Source organism: Streptomyces sp. 150FB, assembly GCF_000818195.1.
In the GTDB taxonomy this organism is placed as follows: domain Bacteria; phylum Actinomycetota; class Actinomycetes; order Streptomycetales; family Streptomycetaceae; genus Streptomyces.
On sequence record NZ_JTHL01000001.1, the window covers coordinates 1,039,476 to 1,059,017 of the forward strand.

General features: G+C 72.2%; 20 protein-coding genes and 2 pseudogenes. 11 read left to right on the top strand and 11 right to left on the bottom strand.

The genetic code is table 11. The annotated features are described in order from the left end of the window. A partial coding sequence (locus QR77_RS03950; protein ID WP_040019696.1) for an SMC family ATPase occupies nucleotides 1-743 on the bottom strand: 743 nt, incomplete at its 3' end. Next, a complete protein-coding gene (locus tag QR77_RS03955; protein WP_040019698.1) occupies nucleotides 740-1,909 on the bottom strand; it encodes an exonuclease SbcCD subunit D in 1,170 nt (389 codons plus the stop codon). The genes QR77_RS03950 and QR77_RS03955, both read right to left, overlap by 4 nt. A gap of 229 nt (nucleotides 1,910-2,138) precedes the next feature. On the opposite strand from QR77_RS03955, the gene QR77_RS03960 reads away from it, so the two are divergent. After that, nucleotides 2,139-2,675 carry a TetR/AcrR family transcriptional regulator C-terminal domain-containing protein gene (locus QR77_RS03960; RefSeq protein WP_347359769.1) on the top strand — a complete coding sequence of 179 codons (537 nt, stop codon included), beginning with the start codon at nucleotides 2,139-2,141 and terminating at the stop codon, nucleotides 2,673-2,675. A gap of 62 nt (nucleotides 2,676-2,737) precedes the next feature. On the opposite strand, the pseudogene QR77_RS03965 reads toward QR77_RS03960, so the two are convergent. Next, nucleotides 2,738-3,362: pseudogene (locus tag QR77_RS03965) on the bottom strand (YigZ family protein). 75 nt (nucleotides 3,363-3,437) lie between these two features. Here QR77_RS03965 and QR77_RS03970 point away from each other — a divergent pair. Then, nucleotides 3,438-3,845, top strand: coding sequence for a CoA-binding protein (locus QR77_RS03970; protein WP_040019699.1), 408 nt, complete (start codon nucleotides 3,438-3,440; stop codon nucleotides 3,843-3,845). Nucleotides 3,846-3,933: 88 nt separating this feature from the next. Here QR77_RS03970 and QR77_RS03975 read toward each other — a convergent pair whose 3' ends face one another. Both QR77_RS03975 and QR77_RS03980 read right to left on the bottom strand, forming a co-directional pair. Next, nucleotides 3,934-4,491 (bottom strand): YbaK/EbsC family protein, encoded by a 558-nt coding sequence (locus tag QR77_RS03975; RefSeq protein WP_040019700.1) that lies wholly within the window; start codon nucleotides 4,489-4,491, stop codon nucleotides 3,934-3,936. 56 nt (nucleotides 4,492-4,547) lie between these two features. Beyond that, a complete protein-coding gene (locus QR77_RS03980; RefSeq protein WP_040019701.1) occupies nucleotides 4,548-5,120 on the bottom strand; it encodes an XRE family transcriptional regulator in 573 nt (190 codons plus the stop codon). Nucleotides 5,121-5,213: 93 nt separating this feature from the next. Here QR77_RS03980 and QR77_RS03985 point away from each other — a divergent pair, with 93 nt between their 5' ends. Continuing rightward, nucleotides 5,214-6,086, top strand: a complete 873-nt coding sequence (locus QR77_RS03985; protein WP_040019702.1) for a DMT family transporter — start codon at nucleotides 5,214-5,216, stop codon at nucleotides 6,084-6,086. Nucleotides 6,087-6,147: 61 nt separating this feature from the next. On the opposite strand, the gene QR77_RS03990 is transcribed toward QR77_RS03985, so the two are convergent. Next, nucleotides 6,148-6,906 (bottom strand): acyltransferase, encoded by a 759-nt coding sequence (locus tag QR77_RS03990; protein ID WP_052489528.1) that lies wholly within the window; start codon nucleotides 6,904-6,906, stop codon nucleotides 6,148-6,150. Between the two features lie 286 nt (nucleotides 6,907-7,192). On the opposite strand from QR77_RS03990, the gene QR77_RS03995 reads away from it, so the two are divergent. The 5 genes from QR77_RS03995 to QR77_RS04015 all read left to right on the top strand — a co-directional run bounded on the left by QR77_RS03995 (nucleotide 7,193) and on the right by QR77_RS04015 (nucleotide 11,752). Next, entirely contained in the window at nucleotides 7,193-8,944 is a 1,752-nt protein-coding gene (locus tag QR77_RS03995; RefSeq protein WP_052488516.1) for an ATP-binding protein, read from the top strand. A gap of 112 nt (nucleotides 8,945-9,056) precedes the next feature. Next, nucleotides 9,057-9,485: a roadblock/LC7 domain-containing protein gene (locus QR77_RS04000; RefSeq protein WP_040019703.1), complete on the top strand. Its 429-nt coding sequence runs from the start codon at nucleotides 9,057-9,059 to the stop codon at nucleotides 9,483-9,485. Continuing rightward, nucleotides 9,482-9,841, top strand: a complete 360-nt coding sequence (locus QR77_RS04005) for a DUF742 domain-containing protein (protein WP_040019704.1) — start codon at nucleotides 9,482-9,484, stop codon at nucleotides 9,839-9,841. The genes QR77_RS04000 and QR77_RS04005 overlap by 4 nt, the downstream gene beginning before the upstream one ends. Then, nucleotides 9,822-10,436 (top strand): ATP/GTP-binding protein, encoded by a 615-nt coding sequence (locus QR77_RS04010; RefSeq protein WP_040019705.1) that lies wholly within the window; start codon nucleotides 9,822-9,824, stop codon nucleotides 10,434-10,436. The genes QR77_RS04005 and QR77_RS04010 overlap by 20 nt, the downstream gene beginning before the upstream one ends. Beyond that, nucleotides 10,433-11,752 (top strand): cytochrome P450, encoded by a 1,320-nt coding sequence (locus tag QR77_RS04015; RefSeq protein ID WP_236710533.1) that lies wholly within the window; start codon nucleotides 10,433-10,435, stop codon nucleotides 11,750-11,752. The genes QR77_RS04010 and QR77_RS04015 overlap by 4 nt, the downstream gene beginning before the upstream one ends. An 84-nt stretch (nucleotides 11,753-11,836) precedes the next feature. Here the strand turns inward: QR77_RS04015 and QR77_RS04020 are convergent, their stop codons facing one another. After that, nucleotides 11,837-13,063: a cytochrome P450 gene (locus tag QR77_RS04020; RefSeq protein ID WP_040019706.1), complete on the bottom strand. Its 1,227-nt coding sequence runs from the start codon at nucleotides 13,061-13,063 to the stop codon at nucleotides 11,837-11,839. Between the two features lie 225 nt (nucleotides 13,064-13,288). Between QR77_RS04020 and QR77_RS04025 the strand changes: the two genes are divergently transcribed. Continuing rightward, complete coding sequence (locus QR77_RS04025; RefSeq protein ID WP_040019707.1) at nucleotides 13,289-13,819, top strand: gamma carbonic anhydrase family protein; 531 nt, start codon at nucleotides 13,289-13,291, stop codon at nucleotides 13,817-13,819. Nucleotides 13,820-13,914: 95 nt separating this feature from the next. On the opposite strand, the gene QR77_RS04030 is transcribed toward QR77_RS04025, so the two are convergent. After that, nucleotides 13,915-14,658 carry a DedA family protein gene (locus QR77_RS04030; RefSeq protein WP_040019708.1) on the bottom strand — a complete coding sequence of 248 codons (744 nt, stop codon included), beginning with the start codon at nucleotides 14,656-14,658 and terminating at the stop codon, nucleotides 13,915-13,917. 194 nt (nucleotides 14,659-14,852) lie between these two features. Between QR77_RS04030 and QR77_RS04035 the strand changes: the two genes are divergently transcribed. Both QR77_RS04035 and QR77_RS04040 read left to right on the top strand, forming a co-directional pair. Next, nucleotides 14,853-16,019: a hypothetical protein gene (locus QR77_RS04035; protein ID WP_040019710.1), complete on the top strand. Its 1,167-nt coding sequence runs from the start codon at nucleotides 14,853-14,855 to the stop codon at nucleotides 16,017-16,019. 9 nt (nucleotides 16,020-16,028) lie between these two features. After that, entirely contained in the window at nucleotides 16,029-17,312 is a 1,284-nt protein-coding gene (locus tag QR77_RS04040) for an MFS transporter (RefSeq protein WP_052488517.1), read from the top strand. On the opposite strand, the gene QR77_RS04045 is transcribed toward QR77_RS04040, so the two are convergent. The 3 genes and pseudogenes from QR77_RS04045 to QR77_RS04055 form a co-directional block, all read right to left on the bottom strand. Further along, nucleotides 17,274-18,119, bottom strand: a complete 846-nt coding sequence (locus QR77_RS04045; RefSeq protein ID WP_040019712.1) for a fused MFS/spermidine synthase — start codon at nucleotides 18,117-18,119, stop codon at nucleotides 17,274-17,276. The two genes, QR77_RS04040 and QR77_RS04045, sit on opposite strands and share 39 nt — an antisense overlap. Before the next feature lie 56 nt (nucleotides 18,120-18,175). Beyond that, nucleotides 18,176-19,018, bottom strand: coding sequence for a patatin-like phospholipase family protein (locus tag QR77_RS04050; protein WP_040019713.1), 843 nt, complete (start codon nucleotides 19,016-19,018; stop codon nucleotides 18,176-18,178). Between the two features lie 116 nt (nucleotides 19,019-19,134). Further along, a pseudogene (locus tag QR77_RS04055) lies at nucleotides 19,135-19,542 on the bottom strand (elongation factor Tu); the annotation flags it as partial.

Below are 19,542 nucleotides of genomic sequence, written 5' to 3' on the forward strand. Positions count from 1 at the left end.
TCCAGGACTGCGGGGGCGAGACCGGGGTCGCCCGGCTGCCGGTCGGGGGGCGCGAGGGCGAAGCCGCTCCCGGCGGCCTGGGCGACGCGCTGGGCGATCCCGGTCAGCCGCTCGTCCCCCGCGCGTACCCGCTGTTCGGCGGTGCGGCGCAGTTCGGCGAGCCGCTCCTCGACGGCGGCGAACCTGCGGGTGTCGAAGAGCCGTCCCAGCAGCTTGCCCCGTGCTTCGGCGTCGGCGCGCAGGAACCGCGCGAAGTCGCCCTGCGGCAACAGCACCACCTGGCAGAACTGCTCCCGGCTCATCCCGAGGAGCTGGCTGATCTCCTCGCCGACCTCCTGGTGCGAGCGGCTCAGGGCGCGCCAGGTCGCGCTGCCCGCGTCGTACTCACGCAGCCCGCTCTGCGCCCGCTCGGTGGTGACACCGCGCCCGTTCTTCTTCGGGCGGAGCTGCGCGGGACGCCGGTTGATCTCCAACCGCCGCTCCCCCACGGTCAGTTCGAGTTCGATCTCGGTGAAGGTGCCCGCCGGGGCGTGGTCGCTGCGCAGGGTGGCGCCGGGGCTCTGGCGGGCACCGGGGACGGCTCCGTACAGCGCGTAGCAGACGGCGTCGAGCACCGATGTCTTTCCGGCGCCGGTCGGGCCGTGCAGCAGGTAGATCCCGGCGGCGGAGAGCGCGTCGAAGTCGATCTCCTCGGTGCCGGCGAAGGGGCCGAAGGCGGTGACGCGCAGGCGGTGCAGTCTCATGGGGTCACCTCGCGCACGGTGGCGTCGACCCGTACGTCGTCGAACGCGCCGCGCAGCACGGTGCGTTCGGGTGCGTCGGGTCCTGATCCGCCTCGTACGTGTGCCACGAAGTCCTCGGCGATCTGCTGGTCGGTGCGGCCCTGGAGGCGCTGGGCGTAGGAGGCGGACCGGTCGTCGTCGGTCCGCTCGGGGTCGAGGACCAGGCTCAGGGTGCCGGGGAAGCGTGCGATGAGCCGCGCCATGGGCTCGGCGGGGCGGACGGGGTCGGTGAGTGTGGCCTCCACCCAGGACTCCTCGTGGCGCGCGAGGCCGGGATCTTCGAGCAGGGTGTCGAGCCGGCCCCGGATCCTGGCGAGGGCACGCGGCACCGGGCAGTCGACACGTTCCGCGGCTTCGACCGCGCCGTCGGGGCCGAGGTCCACCAGCCACATGGTCTTGCGGTGCGCGGCCTCGGAGAAGGAGTAGGCGAGGGGCGAACCGGCGTACCGTACGCGCTCGTTGATGGCCTGCGCGCCGTGGAGATGGCCGAGGGCGACGTAGTCGACGCCGTCGAAGACACCCGCGGGCACGGCGGCGACCCCGCCGACGGTGATGTCGCGCTCGCTCTCGCTGGGGTCGCCGCCCGCCACGAAGGCGTGCGCGAGAACGACGGAGCGGGTACCGGCGGTACGGGTGGCGAGGTCGTCCCTGACCCGCCGCATCGCGGCGGTCAGCACCGCTTCGTGTCCGGTCCTCGGCGCCTTGAACTCGTCGCGGACGAGGGCGGGTTCGAGGTACGGCAGACCGTAGAAGGCCACGTCGCCGTGGGCGTCGGCGAGGATCACGGGGGTGGCGCAGCGGGCCGGGTCGGTCCGCAGGTGGATCCCGGCGCGCTCGATGAGGCCGGCGGCCACGCCGAGCCTGCGGGCGGAGTCGTGGTTCCCGGAGATCATCACGGTCGGTACGCCCTCGGCGGCGAGCCGGTGCAGCGCCGTGTCGAAGAGTTCGACGGCGGCGAGCGGCGGCACAGCGCGGTCGTAGACGTCCCCCGCCACGAGGACGACGTCCACCTCGCGGGCGCGCACCGTGGCCACGAGATGGTCGAGGAAGGCGGCTTGCGCCGCCAGCAGGCTCACCCGGTGGAACGAGCGCCCGAGATGCCAGTCGGACGTGTGCAGAATCCTCAAGAGACGGCCCCGCGCTGCATAGCTGCCTTCCTCACGATCAGAACTCACCACGCTAACCCCGGTGGGTCCCTTGTCTCTCACGGACCCCGATTTTCCCGCCGATAAGATCGCGAGGTGACCATCAAGGCCAACAAGGGCCCCGTCCGGGGCCGGCCGGCCGGCCGACGTCGTCGAGGCGGCCCTCGCCCTGCTGGACGAGGAGAGCTGGGACGCGGTGACGCTGCGTGCCGTGTCCCGGCGTCTCGGGGTGCGGCTGAACACCGTGTCCTGGCATGTGAAGTCGAAGGCGCGGCTACGGGAGTTGATGGCGGACGCCATCATCGCCGGGGTGAGCCTGGACGGTCTGCCCACTGACTGGCGCGAGCGGGCCACCGTACTCTCCGGGCGTTGTCGCGCCGCGCTGCTCGCGCGCCGGGACGGTGCGCGGCTGGTGGCCGGGACCTTCACGGCGGAGCCCGCCACGCTCCGGGTGGCTGAGGCGCTGTTGCGTGCGCTGCTGGACGGCGGGCTGCCGGTCCGGGCGGCGGGTTGGGCCTGCTGGACCGTTGTCTCCTTCGTGCTCGGTCTCGCCCAGGAGCAGCAGGGTTCACCGGGGCCGATGGCGGACGTCGTCGGGTCCGCGCTGTCGCCCGAGAAGCATCCGTCGCTGACGCCGGCGCTGCCGTATCTCGTGGACGGTGCGTTCGAGACGCGGTTCGCCTTCGGCCTCGACCTCATCCTCGACTCGGCGGCGCGGCTCGGTTCAGGGGGCACGGACGGGGAATGACGCGCCGCAGGCCGGGCGCGCGGGGCCGGAGGAGCCCGCCGGGCCGGGGCCGAGGCCGCGGGTCAGGCGTCGCCGTACGCCTCGTCGCCGAGTTCCAGTACGGCGGTCCCCGCTGTGGCGTCGGCCAGCCAGCTCCGGAAGGTCTCGACGTCCGCCTCGGGCAGCCCGACCGTGATCGTGACGGCCTCCGCGTACCGCACCTCGCGCACGGCGTGTCCGGTGGCCCGCAGCTCGTTCTCCAGCCTGCCGGCGCGCTGGTGGTCCACGGTGAAGGTGGCGAGCCGGAAGCGCTGCCGGGTGAGCGTGCCGACGGTGTCCAGGGCCTCGCCGACTGCTCCCCCGTACGCCCTGATCAGGCCGCCGGCGCCGAGCTTGACCCCGCCGTAGTAGCGGGTGACGACGGCGGCCACGTACCGCATCTCGCGGCGCAGCAGCATCTGGAGCATCGGCACCCCCGCCGTACCGCCGGGCTCCCCGTCGTCGCTCGCCTTCTGTACGGAGGCGTCGGCGCCGATCACGTAGGCGAAGCAGTTGTGGCTCGCCGCCGGGTGCTCGGCGCGTACCCGGTCGACGAACTCCCGCGCTTCCCGCTCGCTCGTGACGGGAGCCAGCGCGCAGAGGAAGCGCGAGTGGTTGATCTCGGTCTCGTGCACGCCCGCGCGCGACGGTCCTGTACTGCTCGGCCATCGCCCCAGCCTATGCGGGGCCCGTACGGGGGCGGTCAACGGGAATGGTCGGGGCGGCAGGGCCGTTGTTCCGGGTATGTACGCAGACGCAGAGACGATCCGCAAGATCCTCACGCAGACGGGCGACACCTGGGCGGTGGTCGGCCTCTCCGACAACCGCGAGCGGGCGGCCTACGGGGTGGCGGCGACGCTCCAGCGCTTCGGCAAGCGCGTGGTGCCGGTGCACCCGAAGGCGGCGACGGTGCACGGGGAGCAGGGGTACGCGTCGCTGGCCGACATCCCGTTCGACGTCGACGTGGTGGACGTCTTCGTCAACAGCGACCTCGCGGGCGCGGTCGCCGACGAGGCCGTGGAGGTCGGCGCCAAGGCCGTCTGGTTCCAGCTCGGCGTCATCGACGAGGCGGCGTACGACCGCACCCGCGCGGCGGGCCTCGACATGGTCATGGACCGCTGCCCCGCCATCGAGATCCCGGCCCTGGGTTGAACCGCTGCTGGGCTGAACAGCCCCCGGCTGAACCGCCCCTGGGCTGAACAGCCCCCGCCTGGACCGCTCCTTGGCTGAACGGGCGTCGTCAGGCTGTTCCCAGGCCCTCGACCACCACGACGCCCGGCAGGCCCGCCAGGGCCTTGCCCGGCACGATCAGTTTGCCCCGGCGGGTGCCGCTGCCGATCAGGACCCATTCCGTGTCCACGACTTCCGAGTCCACCAGGAGCGGCCACGCGGCGGGGAGGCCGATCGGGGTGATCCCGCCGTACTCCATGCCGCTCTCGCCGACCGCCGTGTCCATCGGGGCGAACGACGCCTTGCGGGCGCCCAGTTGCTTTCGTACGACGCCGTTGACGTCGACGCGCGTACGCGAGAGGACCACGCAGGCGGCGAGCGTCGACTCGCCGCCGCGCTTGCCGGCCACGACCACGCAGTTCGCCGAGTGGTCCATGAGGTCGGCGCCGTAGTGCTCGACGAAGGCGGCGGTGTCGGCGACTTCGGGATCCGTGTCCACGAACAGCAATTGCTCGGCCGGTACATCGCCGCTCCAGGCGCGGACGGCCGCCGCCACGGGGGCCGTGAGCAGGTCGAGGCAGTCCGGTGCGGGGACGGCCTCGTCGAAGTTTCCGATGGGAGCGCGCATGACTCCCACGCTAACAGCCGCTCCCCCGCCGCCGGTCCCGCCGCCTCGGACCGCCGTCAGCCCACCGGCGGGATCGAGACGCACATGATCAACTCGACCGCCTCGGTGCCCTCGTTGCGATAGCTGTGCGCGACGTTCGCCTCGAAGGTCGCCGACGATCCGGCCGGGACCGGATGCGCCTCGCCGTCGACGACGAGCGTCAGCTCGCCCGCGGTCACATGCAGCAGTTCGGTCGTGCGGTCCGGATGCGGGTCGGACGAACTGCCGTCGCCCGGCATCAGCTTCCAGGACCACATTTCGAGCGGGCCGCCCGCCTCCGTGCCGACGAGCAGCGTCGTACGGCTGCCTGCCGGGGTCGACCACATCCGTACGGTCTGGTCCGCCGGTACGACTCTGACCTGCGGGCCCTGCTCATAGTCGAGCAGCGTCGTGATGCTGACACCGAGGGCGTCGGCGAGCTTGACCGTGGTGCCGACGCTCGGATTCGTACGGGCCTGCTCTATCTGGATGATCATGCCCCGGCTGACCCCGGCGCGCGCCGCCAGGGCGTCGAGCGTGAAGCCGCGCTCGCCGCGCCAGCGTTTGAGATTGCGGGCGAGCGACTGCGTGAGCTGATCGAGGTCCGACACATTCCGTCCAATATATTCAATGGTGCGGTGCAATGGACTGCACTATGCTTTGGTGCACCGATTCGTTCACCGAACTGTACTGCGAGGCTCCGCGTGACGGCACTGTTCGCCCTCGCCACCAGTGTGTTGTGGGGTTTCGCCGATTTCGGCGGAGGGCTGCTCACCCGCCGTATCCCGGCTCTGACGGTGGTCGTGGTCTCGCAGGCGATCGCCGTCGTGGTCCTCGGCGCGATAGTGATCGCCACCGGCGGCTGGAGCGAGGCGGGGCCGCAACTCTGGTACGCGGTCGCCGCCGGTGCGGTCGGCCCGGTCGCCATGCTCAGCTTCTACAAGGCGCTCGCGCTCGGCCCGATGGGCGTGGTCTCACCGCTCTGCTCGGTGGGTGTCGCCGTACCCGTCGCGGTGGGGATCGTCGTCGGCGAGCGGCCGGGACTGGTGCAGACGGCGGGCATCGCCGTGGCCGTCGCCGGGATCGTCCTCGCCGGCGGGCCCGAACTGCGCGGCGCGCCCGTCCAGCGCCGGGCCGTGCTGTTGACCCTGATCGCCGCTGTCGGGTTCGGCGCGGTCATGGCGCTGATCTCCGAGGCGTCGACCACGCTCACCGGGCTGTTCCTCGCGCTCTTCGTCCAGCGGGTCGCCAATGTCCTGGTCGGCGGCGGCGCGCTGTACGCGGCGGTACGGCGCGGCGCGCCCGCGCTCCCGGCGCCGGCCGACGGCGGCGGAAGTGCCGTACGGGCCGCGCTGCCCGCGCTCGCCTTCGTCGGGCTCGCCGATGTCGCCGCCAACGGCACCTACTCCGTCGCAGCGCAGCACGGTCCCGTCACCGTCGCCGCCGTACTGGCCTCGCTCTACCCGGTGATCACGGCGGTCGCGGCGCGCGGGGTGCTGGGCGAACGGCTGCGCGCCGTCCAGGCAGCCGGGGCCGGGCTCGCGCTGGTGGGTACGGTCCTGCTCGCCTCCGGCTGAGCGCCACCTGAGCCGGTCTCAGCACCCCGGTCTTGACTTCCCCGGTCTCAGCGCCCCGGTCTCAACTCTCTGGATCCGGACCGGCCGGACCGGCCGACCCGGCCAGCCTCCTGAGCTGTTCCGCCGTGACGCCCTCGGGAATCGGCGCGGGCGCCGGCGTCCGCAGCGGCGGCTGCCAGCCGCGCTCCTCGTCCCAGGTCCGTACGGTACGGGCCGGCGCACCGGCCACCACCGCGTGGTCCGGCACCTCTCCCCGTACGACGGAACCGGCGGCGACCACCACGTTCCTGCCGAGCCGCGCCCCCGGGAGGATCACGGCGCCGGTCCCCAGCCAGCAGTTCTTCCCTATCACCACGGGCGCCCGGCGCGGCCACTGCTTGCCGACGGGGGCGTGCGGATCGTCGTAACTGTGGTTGGTCGAGGTGATGTAGACATACGGACCGCAGTACGTCTCGGACCCTATGGTCACGGCCGCGTCGGCGACGACATGGCTGCCGCGCCCCAGCACGACGCCGTCCCCCAGCGTCAGGACCGGATCGGGTCCGAGGTCGGGCCCCGGCCACATCCCCGCTGTCAGCGTGACGTGTTCGCCGATGACGCAGTGGTCACCGAGGCGGATCCACCGCTCGCCGAAGACCGTGCCCTGCGGGAAGGCGAGCCGGGTTCCCGGGCCGATCCGGCCGAAGCGCAGCCGGCCCGGATGCTCGGCGGTGACGGCGCCCGCCCCCTGTATCCAGTGCCAGCCCTGCTGGACGGCCCGCGACACGAGCCGCCGCCGCCACGCGGTGAACGGTCGACCCGTGTTTCTGCTGTTCGGCACCCCGACACGATAGTCGGCGGCGCCTCGGCCGAAGAGACCGGGCGAGACCAGCGGCGCGAGCGGCACGGGCGGAAACCGCCCCACGCGACCCCTGTATCCCGCCCGCCCCTATCACGGTCCCGCATCCGGATTGAGGGGTTCCGCGTGAACTCCTCCGTGCGAGTGCACCCGGCGCACTTCTGCGCCTGATCCGTGAACCCCCGTGCCTAGCATGAGCGCCGCGGCCGATGCGCGCTGGTCGGCCGGTCTGTCAACCCCCCGCACTCAAGCACCGAGGGACCGCGGAATGTCAGTGCCCGTCACCCCGAGCCCGCACCGGATACGCAGAACACGCCCGCTGCCGCTCTTCCCATCTCTCGCCCTTCTCGTGGTGAGCGGTGCCGCCGCCGTGGCTGTCGCCGTCGCCGCCCCGGGGCCCGCCCGTGCCTGGGTGACACCGACGGTCATGGTCGCCTGGGCGTTCGTCGCCTGCACGGTTGTCATGGCGACCTTGCTGTTACGACAGGTACGGCGCTCCGCCGTGTCGTCGGACGGTGAGATCCGCACCGCGCAGGCCCTGTCGGCCCGGTCGGCGGCCGACACCGCGCACCTGGTCAACGTAGCGCTGCCCGCCGTGGTCAAGAAACTGCGCGACGGGGCAGGCATCGAGGAGACCCTCGCGGCGACCTCCGCTTTTCCGGGCCCGTACGGGCCCGGAACGTCCGCCGGGCCCGCCGACCCCCAACTGCGCCGTCTCCTGGAGATGTTCGCTTCCGAGATCGCGGCCGGTGAGCTGCGCGCCGCGACGGCGGACGCCGACTGCGAGCGGGCCCTGCGCCGGCTGACGGAATCGGCCGACGACCTCGACCGGCTGTCGGCGAAGACACTGCCGGCCGCCATCGGCGGGCTGCGCCAGGGCGGCTCGGCCGACACCGTCCTCGCCACCCTCGATCCGCCGTCCGATCCTCGGCTGCGGGTCCTGATGGACGTGCTGGTAAGGGAGTTCGCGATCAGCGAGCGGCGCGCCGCCGCCGCGCAGGCGGCCAGCGCCAAGGCGCTGAGCCGGGTGCAGGCGAAGGCCGTGTCCATGCTGGCCGACCTGCGCGACATGCAGGACCGGTACGGCGAGGAGGTCTTCGGCGACCTGCTGAAGCTCGACCACAACACCTCGCAGCTCGGCCTGCTCACCGACCGGCTCGCGCTGCTGATGGGCGGCCGCGGCAGCCGCGCCTGGAACAAGCCGATCGCCATGGAGAGCATCCTGCGCGGCGCCGTCGGCCGTATCGCCGCCTACCGGCGGGTGCGGCTGCACTGCTCAAGCAGCGCGGCGATCGCCGGGTTCGCCGCCGAAGGAGTGATGCACCTCCTCGCCGAACTCATGGACAACGCGGCGAACTTCTCGCCGCCCATAGACGAGGTCCATGTCTATGTCGAGGAACGCACCGCCGGCATCGTGGTGACCATCGAGGACAGCGGCCTGAAGATGGCCGACGCCGCGATGCGGCGCGCCGAGGAGTGCGTGTCGGGCCGGTTCAACGACCTCGCGGCGCTCCAGGGCACCCGGCTCGGGCTGTCCGTGGTCGGCCGGCTCGCGGCCAAGTACCGCATGAGCGTCAACTTCCGCCCTTCGTCGCGCGGCGGTACGGGTGTCGTGGTGCTGGTCCCGCCGCAACTCCTCGCCCAACAGCGCGGTACGGCCGAGGACATGGCCCCGCTGCGGGGGCCGGCGCCGGGCACCGCCGTACCGCAGACCGCGTCGCCCGCACCCGCACCCCAACTCCCGCCCCCCGTACGGGCCGACGTGCCCCCCGCGCGGACCGAGGCACCCACCGACGGGTTCCGGACGGCCACCCCCGGCGGTCTGCCGGTCAGGCCCCCTGGCCGCACGATGGCCGCCGCCGACCGCGACCGGGCGCATCCGGAGGCGGTACGCGGCGGGACGGGTCCGGGCCGGGACGCGGGCTCTCAGTTCGGGGCCTTCCACCGCTCGCGCCACTCGCCCCCGCAAGGACCCCCGCAAGCACCCCCGCGAGGAGAGGACGGACCGCCGGCCACGTGAGCCCCCGTACGGCGCCCGGGTAACGGCGCCCCATCCCCCGCCCGAGAACGTCGAGATTGGAGGCACGGGCCGGTGACCGCTCCTGTGGGCACGATCCGCCCCCATCCACACCATGCAGACCACTGACAACAGCCTGACCTGGCTCCTGGAGAGCCTGTTGGAACGCACCCCCGGCACCCGGCACTCCCTGGTGCTCTCCCGCGACGGGCTGAAACTCTGCTGGAGCCGCCATCTCACGCTCGACCAGGCCGACCAGCTCGCCGCGATCTGCTCCGGGATCCAGGCGCTCGCCCAGGGCGCCTCGGTGGAGTTCGGCAACGGCACGGGCGGGGTACGGCACTCGATGACCGAGTTCCACGGCGGTCTTCTCTTCATCGTCGAGGCGGGGGACGGCGCGCATCTCGCCGTCGTCGCCGAGGACGGCGCCGACCCGGGTGTGGTGGGCCACCAGATGACGGAGCTGGTCGAACAGATCGGTGAACATCTCGTGGCCGAGCCGCGCGTTCCCGCGCGTGAGAGGCGGGAGAGTCCGCTGTCATGATTCGCCGGCCTGTGGACACCGGGGACCCCGACCGTCTCTACACCGTCACCGGCGGCCGCAGCCGGGTCGACGACGACATCTTCGACCTGGTCACCCTGATCGTCAGCGAGTGCGCGCCGACCCCCGGCATGCAGTCGGAGCAGGTCAAGATCCTCGGCATGTGCCGGCATCCGACGGCGGTCGTCGAGATCTCGGCGGAGCTGAAGCTGCCGGTGACCGTCGTACGCATCCTGCTCGGCGACCTCCTGGCGACGAACCGGATCACCGCCCGGCATCCGCGTACGGTCGACGCCGCTTCGGCGCTGCTCGACTCCGTCCTTCTGAAGGAGGTGCTCAATGGACTCCGCAATCTCTGAGCTGCCGGCCCGCACCCCGCTGGCCGACGCGGCGGAGACCGGTCTGAAGGTCGTCATCGTCGGCGGCTTCGGCGCCGGCAAGACGACCCTCGTCAGGTCCGTCAGCGAGATCCGGCCGCTCAACACAGAGGAGGTCATGACGCAGGCGGGGGTCGGCGTCGACGAGGCGGCCGGAGTCACCACCAAGACCACCACCACCGTCGCCTTCGACTTCGGCCGGATCAGCCTCAACGAGCGCATGGTGCTCTACCTGTTCGGGGCGCCGGGACAGGAGCGGTTCTGGTTCCTGTGGGACCGGTTGTTCTCCGGCACGCTCGGCGCGGTCGTCCTCGTCGACACCCGCAGGATGAGCGAGTGCTGGTACGCCATCGACCGTCTCGAACACCACCGGACGCCGTTCGTGGTGGCGGTCAACCGCTTCGACAACGACGCCTCGGCCTTCTCCCTCGCGGAGATCCGGCAGGCGCTGTCGCTGCCGCCGCACGTCCCGATGGTCGACTGCGACGCCCGGGTGCGCTCGTCCGGGAAGAAGGTCCTGATCACCCTCGCGGACCACCTGTACGAACTCGCCATGGCCCGGGAGAAGACACCATGACCGACCTCGCCGACCCCACAGGACCGGCCGACCCCACCGACCCCTTAGGACCCAGGGGACAGTCGGCCTCCGACCTGTCACCGCCCCCCGGGTGCCCCGCCCACGCGCACACCGGCGCCGTACGGCTGGGCGGCCTGGAGTACCAGCAGACGCCGTCCGAGCTGTACCGCGCGTTACGCAGGGAGCACGGCCCGGTCGCGCCCGTCCTGCTGGACGGCGACATCCCGGCCTGGCTCGTGCTCGGCTACACCGAACTCTCCTACGTCACCGGCCACGACGAGCTGTTCGCGCGTGACTCGCGGCGCTGGAACCAGTGGGAGGCCATCCCCTCCGACTGGCCGCTGATGCCGTTCGTGGGTTACCAGCCGTCGGTGCTGTTCACCGAGGGCCCCGAGCACCAGCGCAGGGCCGGGGTGATCACCGAGGCGCTGGAGGCCGTCGACCAGTTCGAGCTGGGCCATATGTGCCGCATGATCGCCGAGGGGCTGATCGACACCTTCGCCGGCAGCGGCCGGGCCGAGCTGATGACGGCGTACGCACACGCGCTGCCGATGCGGGCCGTCGTCCAGCTCTGCGGGATGCCGGCCGGCGGCGGGGACACCGAGGAACTCGTCCGCGATCTGCGGATCTCGCTGGACGCCCCCGAGGAAGGGGACCCGGTCGCCGCGTATCTGCGGGTGCAGTCCCGTATCGAGCGACTCGTGAGGGAGAAGCGCGGCAATCCCGCCTCGGACGTCACATCGAGGATGCTGCTCCACCCGGCGGCGCTGACGGACGCGGAGATCGTCCAGGACCTGGTCACCGTCATCGCCGCCGCGCAGCAGCCGACCGCCAACTGGATCTGCAACACACTGCGGCTGCTGCTCACCGACGACAGGTTCGCGCTGAACGTGTCAGGGGGGCGGCTCAGTGTCGGGCAGGCCCTGAACGAGGTGCTCTGGCTCGACACCCCGACGCAGAACTTCATCGGCCGGTGGGCCGTACGGGACACCCAGCTCGGGGGCCGTCAGATCAGGGCGGGCGACTGTGTGGTGCTGGGGCTCGCCGCCGCCAACACCGATCCGCAGATCTGGCCGGAGGGGCATGTCGGCCCGGAGAACTCGGCGCATCTCTCCTTCAGCAACGGCGAGCACCGCTGCCCCTATCCGGCGCCGCTGCTGGCCGACGTGATCGCGCGTACGGCGGTGGAGGCGCTGCTGGAGCGGCTGCCGGACGCCGTACTGACCGTGGAGCCGCACGAGCTGACCTGGCGTCCCTCCATCTGGATGCGCGGCCTGACCTCGCTGCCGGTGCGGTTCACCCCGGTCGTGCAGTAGGACCTGGTGGCAGGCCCGGCAGCGGAGGCTGGTGGCACGCGCGCCGGGTTCGGGGTGTTTCCCGGACCCGGCGACCGAGCGCCGTCAGCCCTTGACCGGCGTGAAGCGTACGGGCAGCGAGCCGGGCCCGCGCGTGAACACGCCCCGCTCCACCGGGTCGAACCCCTCGGCGAGCGCGACGTCCGGCATCGCGTCGAGCAACTGGCCGACCCCGGTCTCGATCTCCGCCTTGGCCAGCAGCGCGCCGACGCAGAAGTGCCGCCCCAGCGCGAAGGACAGGTGGTCGGCGGCCGCCGAGAACGCCGTTGTCGTGGTCAGGTCGTCGCGGAAGATGTTGAAGGTGTCCGGGTCCTTGAAGCGGGCCGCGTCGCGGTTGGCCGCGCCGATCAGGCAGGTGACCGTCGCACCAGCCGGTATCGTGCCGCCGCTGACCTCGACCTCCGTGGCGGTCTGCCGCATGATCATATGAACGGGCGGGGTGTAGCGGAGGGTCTCGGCGAAGGCCCGGGCGATCAGTGAGCGGTCCTCCCGTACGGCGGCGAGCTGTTCGGGATTGCTCAGCAGATTCGCGAAGATGCTCGCGATCGCCTTGTCCGTCGTCTCGCCGCCCGCCGCGAGCAGCAGGCTGCAGAAGGCCTTGATGTCCTCGTCGCTCATGCGTACGCCGTCGACCTCGGCGGCGCAGAGCGTGGACAGCAGGTCGTCCCCGAGGTTCTCCCGGCGGTCCTGGATGATCGGGATCATGTACTGCTCGAACTCGGCGCGGGTGCGCTCACCGGCCGCGGTGACGCCCGTGTCGCCCGACAGGTTGCCGAGGAAGGCGATCACGGCGGTGTACCAGCCGTGGAACTTGGTGTGGTCGGCCTTGTCGAGTCCGAGCATCTCGGCGATGACGTTGACGGGGAAGCGGGTGGCGAAGTCATTCACGAGATCGGCGGAGCCGGTGTGCCGGAAGGCGTCGATCAGCTCGCGGGCGTTCCGCTCGATCACCGGCATGAACTTCTCCTGAAGGTCGGCCCCCCGGAACGCGGGCGCCACCAGGGCCCGGCGTACCGCGTGCTCACGCCCGCTGAGCTGGAGGATCGTCCGGCCGTGCACGGGCTCGATCTGCCACTTGTAGTTGTCGGACGTGAAGACCGCGCCCCGGTCCTTGAAGGCGTGCTCGACGTCGTCGTACCGCGAGATGAGGTAGCTCCGGGTCGCCTCGTGCCAGATGAGCGGGGCGCTCTCGCGCATCATCCGGTAGGCGGGGTACGGGTTTTCGGCGAACTCGGTCGACAGGATGTCGGGGACCTGCTGTGCGGTGGCCATGGCACTCCTCGGTCGGTACGGTTCGGTCTCTGCCCGCTCGCTCCGAGTACGGGTACGGGGCCGGTCAGTAACCGGCCATACCCCGGGTGGTCACTGATCACCCGTCAGAAAGGGCAGCGGATTCCCGGGCCGCCCTGGCTCCCGTACGAGCGGAGCCTTCGCTTACGGTTTCCGTACGCGTGGCCCCCGGGAACCGCCGGGGCGCGCCGAGGGAGAGGGAGCGGCATGACGGAACGGGCGTTGATCGCGGGGGTGGGCGGGAAGGACCCCAGGATCGATCCGGCGGCGTTCATCGCGCCCACGGCCGTGGTGGTCGGCGATGTGACCGTGGCGGCCGGTGCCAACGTCTGGTACCACACCGTGCTCAGGGCGGACTGCGGCCCGATCGTGCTCGCCGCCGACTGCAACATCCAGGACAACTGCACCCTGCACTCTGACCCCGGCTGCCCGCTCACGATCGGCGAGCGCGTCTCGGTCGGTCACAACGCGGTGGTGCACGGCTGCACCGTCGAGGACGACGTGCTGATCGGGATGGGGGCCACCGTCCTCAACGGCGCGCACATCGGCGCCGGCTCACTGGTCGCGGCGCAGACGCTCGTACCGCAGGGGATGCGGGTGCCCCCGGGGTCGATGGTCGCCGGGGTACCGGCGAAGGTCCGGCGGATGCTGACCGAGGAGGAGAAGGCGGGGATCTCGCTGAACGCGGCGGTGTACCTGGATCTCGCGAAGGCGCACAGGGAGGCGCTCGAAGGCTGAGCCCGCCGCCGGCCGCCCGTCCGTGGCTCGGGTCAGCGGCCCGCGTCAGCGGCCCGCGGCAGTCGCCTGCGTCAGCGGCCCGCGTCAGCGGCCCGTCAGTCGCCGACCGTCGCTGCTGAGCCGGAGTCGGCCTCGGCGGTCAGGGAGCCGGCCGCCGCTGTCCCCGGGGCCGCCTCCGCGGTCGCCGTCGCGAGCGCGGGTTCCGTCGCGAGCGCAGGTTCGGCCGTCGTCGCCCGGTGGGAGGCCTTCTTTGCGCGGCTGCGTACGAGCAGCATCGAGGCGATCCCGATCAGCACGGCGGCGACCAGACCGAACGTGGAGAAGCGCTTGAGCCAGTCCTCGGCGACCACACCCACCGAGTAGACGACGGCGACCGTGCCGCCCGCCCAGATGACGCCGCCGAGCATGTTCGCGGTCAGGAACTTCCAGTACGGCATGCGCAGCACACCGGCCAGCGGCCCCGCGAAGATCCGCAGCAGGGCGATGAAGCGGCCGAAGAAGACGGCCCACATGCCCCACTTCTCGAAGGACCGTTCCGCCATGCCGACCTGGGCCACACCGAAGTGTTTGGGGAACTTCCGGTCGAGCCAGGCGAGCAGTGGCCGGCCGCCCTTGCGGCCGATCGCGTAGCCGATCGAGTCACCCACGACGGCACCCGCCGAGGCGCAGGCGCCCAGGATGTACGGGTTGATGTCGCCCTGGGAGGCGACCAGCGTCGCCGCGACCAGCACGAGTTCGCCCGGTACCGGGATCCCTATGCTCTCTACGCCGATGACCCCCGCCACCAGCACGTAGATGGCGACCGCCGGGATGGAGTCGAGCCACTCCTGGACATGCAAAGCTGGTTCCTCCCCCTGCTCCCGAGCGGCGTGTGCCGCATACCGGCACGCACCGGCCGGGCCTCTGCCGGGAAGCCTACCTGCTGGCGCGCGACGGCCGGCGGGGGTGAGCCGGGGGCCGCCGGGAGTCCACCGGGGTCCGGCGCCGGGTGCTCGTAGCCGCCGTACCGTGGGCACCTCTATCGTTACTCGCCATGTGGCCAGGACAGCAGCCGCCCGGGGGCGAGCAGAATCCGCGGGATCAGAACCCGAATCCGAATCAGAATCCGAACCCTTACCAGCAGCCGGGGTACGGACAGCCCGAGTACGGACAGCCCGGATATGGGCAGCCGGGATACGGGCAGCCGGGGCAGCAGCCCAATCCCTACCAGCAGCAACCGGGGTATCCGCAGCAACAGCAGCAGCCCGGCTATCCCCAGCAACAGCCCGGCTACCCCCCGCAGGACCCCGGCTATCAGCAGCAGCCACCGCCGGGGTATCCGGGACAGAACCCGTACCAGCAGCCGCCCGTCCCGCAGTACGGCGCGCCCGGGCAGCCGCCCGGCGGTCCCACGCCTCCCGGCGGCAGGAGGAAGACCACGGTCATCGCGGTCGTCGCCGCCTTCGTCGTGGTGGTCGCCGCCGGTGTCACCGGGTTCCTGGTGCTGGGGGGCAAGGACGACGACGCGGAGGCGGCCGACGACACGCCGCCTCCGGCCACCGCGAAGCCCGACCCGACCGTGACGCCGGCCAATCCGCGCGGCGGCGACGGCTCGTCCGCGCCGCAGATCGCCGGCTGGAAGGTCGTGACCAACCCGAAGCGGGGCACTCAGTTCGACGTTCCCCCGGACTGGAGCGTCGAGGGCTCAGGGCAGTCCATCGGTCTGGAGGACGAGAAGAAGAAGGACGGCACGCCTCTCGTCACGTTCTCGAGCCCCGCCCTCTTCAAGAAGTCGTGGTGCACGCTGCCGTCGGACGGGTCGACGGACTTCACCTCCCTGGGAGCGACCGGCACCAAGGGCGGCCAGGGCGCCAAGGACACCGCCTCGGCCGCGGTGAACGAGGCGTCGGGCTGGGTGTGGGCGGCGTACGCGCAGTCCGTACCCGACAAGGACCTGAAGCAGAAGCTCAAGGTGAGCAAGGCGGCGCCGTTCACCACCACGTCGGGGCTGAAGGGCAGTTACGCGACGGCCACGGCCACCGGTATCCCCAAGAAGGACAAGTGCGACAGCGACGGCAAGGCGGTCGCCTTCACCTTCACCAACGCCACGGGCGACTACACCACCTGGGTCTTCTACGGCGCCAAGAGCGTGCCGGGCGAGATACCCGACGCGACACTGAAGAAGATCCTTGGCAGCGTCCGCCTGCTGAAGACGGGCTGACCGGCGGCGATGCGTAACTACACGCTGCTGACCGCCGCGGCGATCGCCACCAACCTGGGCAGTCAAGGGGCCCTGATCGCCTCGGCGTTCGCGGTGTTGCAGTCCGGTGGCGACGCCGGGGACGTGGGCCTCGTCGCCGCCGCCCGCACGGTCCCGCTGGTCCTGTTCCTGCTCGTCGGCGGGGCACTGGCCGACCGGCTGCCCCGGCATCGGGTGATGGTCGCCGCCAACACCCTGAGCTGCCTGTCGCAGGCGGCGTTCGCCGTGCTCGTGCTGACGGGCGATCCCCAGGTGTGGCAGATGATGCTGCTCGCGGGGCTCGGCGGTACGGGGCAGGCGTTCTTCTCCCCCGCCTCCGAGGGCATGCTGATGTCCAGCGTGGAAGGGGAGCAGGCGGGGCGTGCCTTCGCGCTCTACCGGATGGCGGTCAACGGCGCGGGGATCGGCGGCGCCGCGCTGGGCGGCGCGCTGATCGCCGTGGTCGGGCCGGGGTGGGTGCTCGCGATCGACTCCGCCGCCTTCCTGGTGGCGGGATCGCTGCGGGCCTTCCTCGACGTCAGTCATGTCCCGGTGCGCGGGCCGGGCGGCGGGATGCTGGCCGATCTGCGCGACGGCTGGACGGAGTTCACGGGACGGCCCTGGCTGTGGTCCATCGTGGTCCAGTTCGCCGTCGTCAACGCGGTCGTCGGGGCCGCCGAGTCGGTGTACGGGCCGCTGGTCGCCGAGGACCGGCTCGGCGGCGCGGCGCCCTGGGGCCTGGCGCTCGCCGCGTTCGGCGCGGGCACGGTGGGCGGCGCGCTGGTGATGACGCGCTGGAAGCCGCGCAGGCTGCTGCTCGCCGGGACGCTCTCCATCTTCCCGCTCGCGCTGCCGTCTGCGGGTCTGGCCGTGCCGCTGCCGATCGTGTGGCTGATCGCCCTGATGTTCCTGGTGGGCGTGTCCGTCGAGGTGTTCGGTGTGTCGTGGATGACGGCGCTGCACCAGGAGATCCCCGAGGACAAGCTCTCCCGGGTGTCGGCGTACGACTGGCTCGGCTCGGTCGGCCTGACTCCGGTGGCCCTGGCGCTCGCGGGCCCGGCCCAGGACGCCGTCGGGCGGACGGCGGCGCTGTGGGGGTGTTCGGCGCTGATCGTGCTGCTCACGGGCGCGGTGCTCTTCGTGCCGGACGTACGGCGGCTGACCCGCCGCACCGGCGGGGGCCTCATCGGGGGCGGCGCCGCTCAGGGACCGGTCGAGGCCGTGCCCATCGCCCCGTCAGCCGATGCTGAAGGCTCCGTCGGGCGGCCGGGGTGAGGGCACGGCGCCCCGGTCCCGTACGGGCACGGCGTCCCCGATGAGCCGCCGCAGCGGCTTCCCGTGCTCGACGCGGGCGGGGAAGACGTCGGAGGCGGTACGGCGGGCCAGCGCGTCCGTGTCCATCGGGGTGTGCGAGCCGAGCAGTACGGCGTTGCCGAAGCGCCTGCCGCGCAGCACGGCCGGTTCTGCGATCAGCGCCAGCTCCTCGAAGACCGTGGCGAAGGTGGCGAGCTGGGAGCGGAGGAAGGCGAAGGGCGCGCCGTCGGCGAGGTTCGCCGCGTAGACGCCGCCGGGCCGCAGGACCCGCTCGGCCGCTTCCGCGTACTCGACGGACGTCAGGGCGGCCGGGACGCGGGAGCCGCCGAACACGTCGGCGATCAGCAGGTCGGCGCTGTGGGCGGGTGCGGTCGCGATCCAGCGTCTGGCGTCGGCGCTGTGCACGGTGATCCCCGCGCCGGGCGGCAGCGGCAGTGTCTCGGCGACCAGTTCCAGCAGCGCGGCGTCCGACTCGACGACGGTCTGCGGTGATCCGGGGCGGGTCGCCGCGATGTAGCGGGGCAGGGTGAAGGCGCCGCCGCCGAGGTGCAGCACGGTGAGCGGCCGGCCCTCGTCGGCCGCGCTGTCGACGACATGGGCGAGGCGCCGTACGTACTCGAACTCCAGGTGCGTCGGCTCGTCCAGGTCGACGTAGGACTGCGGTGCGCCGTCGACCGTCAGCAGCCAGGCCCGCTCCCGGTCCACATCGGGCAGCAGCTTGGCGCTGCCGCTGTCCACGGTGCGGATGACGGGTATCGACTCGTTCACGGTCCCATTGTGCGCCGCCGGACAGGGCTCAGGGACCGCGGGCGTACCGCGTGCGGTCAGTCCTGGAGCAGGGCCCGGACCGCGTCGACGTGCGCGGCGGCCTGGGCGGCGCCCGCGCGGGCGGCCCCCGGCCGTCGCGCCGGGTCGAGGACATTGCGGCCGATGGCCTTCTTCGCCGCGTCCCCGGGGGTGATGACCTCGACGCGGGCCCCGGCGGCGGTGAGCGCCGCGGCCTGGCCGCGCGCTGAGGGGACCGCCTTGCTGCCGGAGGCGATGGGGGCGACGACCAGGACCCGGTCGTAGCCGGCGGCGAGCTGGACGTTGGCGGGCGAGTGCATGCCGCCGTCTATCCACTTACGGCCCTTGATGGTGACCGGCGGCCAGACGCCGGGTACGGCGCAGCTCGCCCCGACGGCGTCGATGACGGGCACCCCGCTGTCCTTGTCGAAGGCCCGCAGTTCGCCGGTGAGCGCGTCGACGGCGGTGACCGCGAGCGCCCGCTCCGGCCACGCGTCGAAGCGCAGACGCCCGGCGAGCACCGCCCGGCGCTTCTCCTCGGACTCGGTGGCCGCGCGGAGCGCGTAGGCGCCGAGCTTGCGTCCGTACGCCTCGGGGGTACGGGAGGTGATCATGGCGCGCACGTAGCGCAGCAGTACGGCCGTGCCCAGCTTGGCGAAGACCTCGCCGTCGGGCGGTGCGAGCTGGCTCGCGTACAGGTCGGCGAGGTCGTGGGTCTCCGCCGCGAGGTGGGCGCCGACGATGGAGCCCGCCGAGGTGCCGATGATCAGATCGGCCCGGGTCGCGGGTATTCCTGCCTCGGCGAGGCCGTGCAGGACCCCTGTCATCCACGCGATACCGGTGACTCCGCCGCCACCGAGGACCAGGGCCGTACGCGTCATGGTGTCCGCCTCCCCCTGTGGCGGGCCCGGCGCTCGCCACAGGAGAAGTGTGGCGCACACCGGCGCTTCCGCCTCCCGTGGGTCGGTGCGTACGGGAGGCGGAAGCGCCGGGGGCCTCAGAGCAGCGACGAGACCGTGCCGGCGCCGACCGTGCGTCCGCCCTCGCGGATCGCGAAGCCGAGGCCCGGCTCCAGCGGTACGTCACGTCCCAGCTCGACGGTCAGGGTGACCGTCTCACCGGGGCGTACGACGCCCGCCCCGCCGAGGTCGATGTCGCCGACGACATCGGCGGTACGGATGTAGAACTGCGGCCGGTACCCGGAGGTGACCGGCGTCGTCCGGCCGCCCTCGCGCGCCGACAGGACGTACACCTGCGCCGTGAAGCGCCGGGACGGTACGACGCTGCCCGGCGCCGCCACCACATGGCCGCGCCGCACCGCGTCGCGTGGCATGCCGCGCAGCAGCAGCGCGACATTGTCGCCGGCCTCGGCGGACTCCATCGGCTTGCCGAACGTCTCAAGACC

What these genes read in the sequence shown, in the direction of transcription:
- QR77_RS04015 (WP_236710533.1), top strand. Translation starts at nt 10,433, where the DNA reads ATGACCGACCTCGCCGACCCCACAGGACCGGCCGACCCCACCGACCCC.
- QR77_RS03970 (WP_040019699.1), top strand. Translation starts at nt 3,438, where the DNA reads ATGTACGCAGACGCAGAGACGATCCGCAAGATCCTCACGCAGACGGGC.
- QR77_RS04005 (WP_040019704.1), top strand. Translation starts at nt 9,482, where the DNA reads ATGATTCGCCGGCCTGTGGACACCGGGGACCCCGACCGTCTCTACACC.
- QR77_RS04025 (WP_040019707.1), top strand. Translation starts at nt 13,289, where the DNA reads ATGACGGAACGGGCGTTGATCGCGGGGGTGGGCGGGAAGGACCCCAGG.
- QR77_RS04020 (WP_040019706.1), bottom strand. Translation starts at nt 13,063, where the DNA reads ATGGCCACCGCACAGCAGGTCCCCGACATCCTGTCGACCGAGTTCGCC.
- QR77_RS03975 (WP_040019700.1), bottom strand. Translation starts at nt 4,491, where the DNA reads ATGCGCGCTCCCATCGGAAACTTCGACGAGGCCGTCCCCGCACCGGAC.
- QR77_RS03995 (WP_052488516.1), top strand. Translation starts at nt 7,193, where the DNA reads ATGTCAGTGCCCGTCACCCCGAGCCCGCACCGGATACGCAGAACACGC.
- QR77_RS04010 (WP_040019705.1), top strand. Translation starts at nt 9,822, where the DNA reads ATGGACTCCGCAATCTCTGAGCTGCCGGCCCGCACCCCGCTGGCCGAC.
- QR77_RS04050 (WP_040019713.1), bottom strand. Translation starts at nt 19,018, where the DNA reads ATGACGCGTACGGCCCTGGTCCTCGGTGGCGGCGGAGTCACCGGTATC.
- QR77_RS04040 (WP_052488517.1), top strand. Translation starts at nt 16,029, where the DNA reads ATGCGTAACTACACGCTGCTGACCGCCGCGGCGATCGCCACCAACCTG.
- QR77_RS04035 (WP_040019710.1), top strand. Translation starts at nt 14,853, where the DNA reads ATGTGGCCAGGACAGCAGCCGCCCGGGGGCGAGCAGAATCCGCGGGAT.
- QR77_RS04000 (WP_040019703.1), top strand. Translation starts at nt 9,057, where the DNA reads ATGCAGACCACTGACAACAGCCTGACCTGGCTCCTGGAGAGCCTGTTG.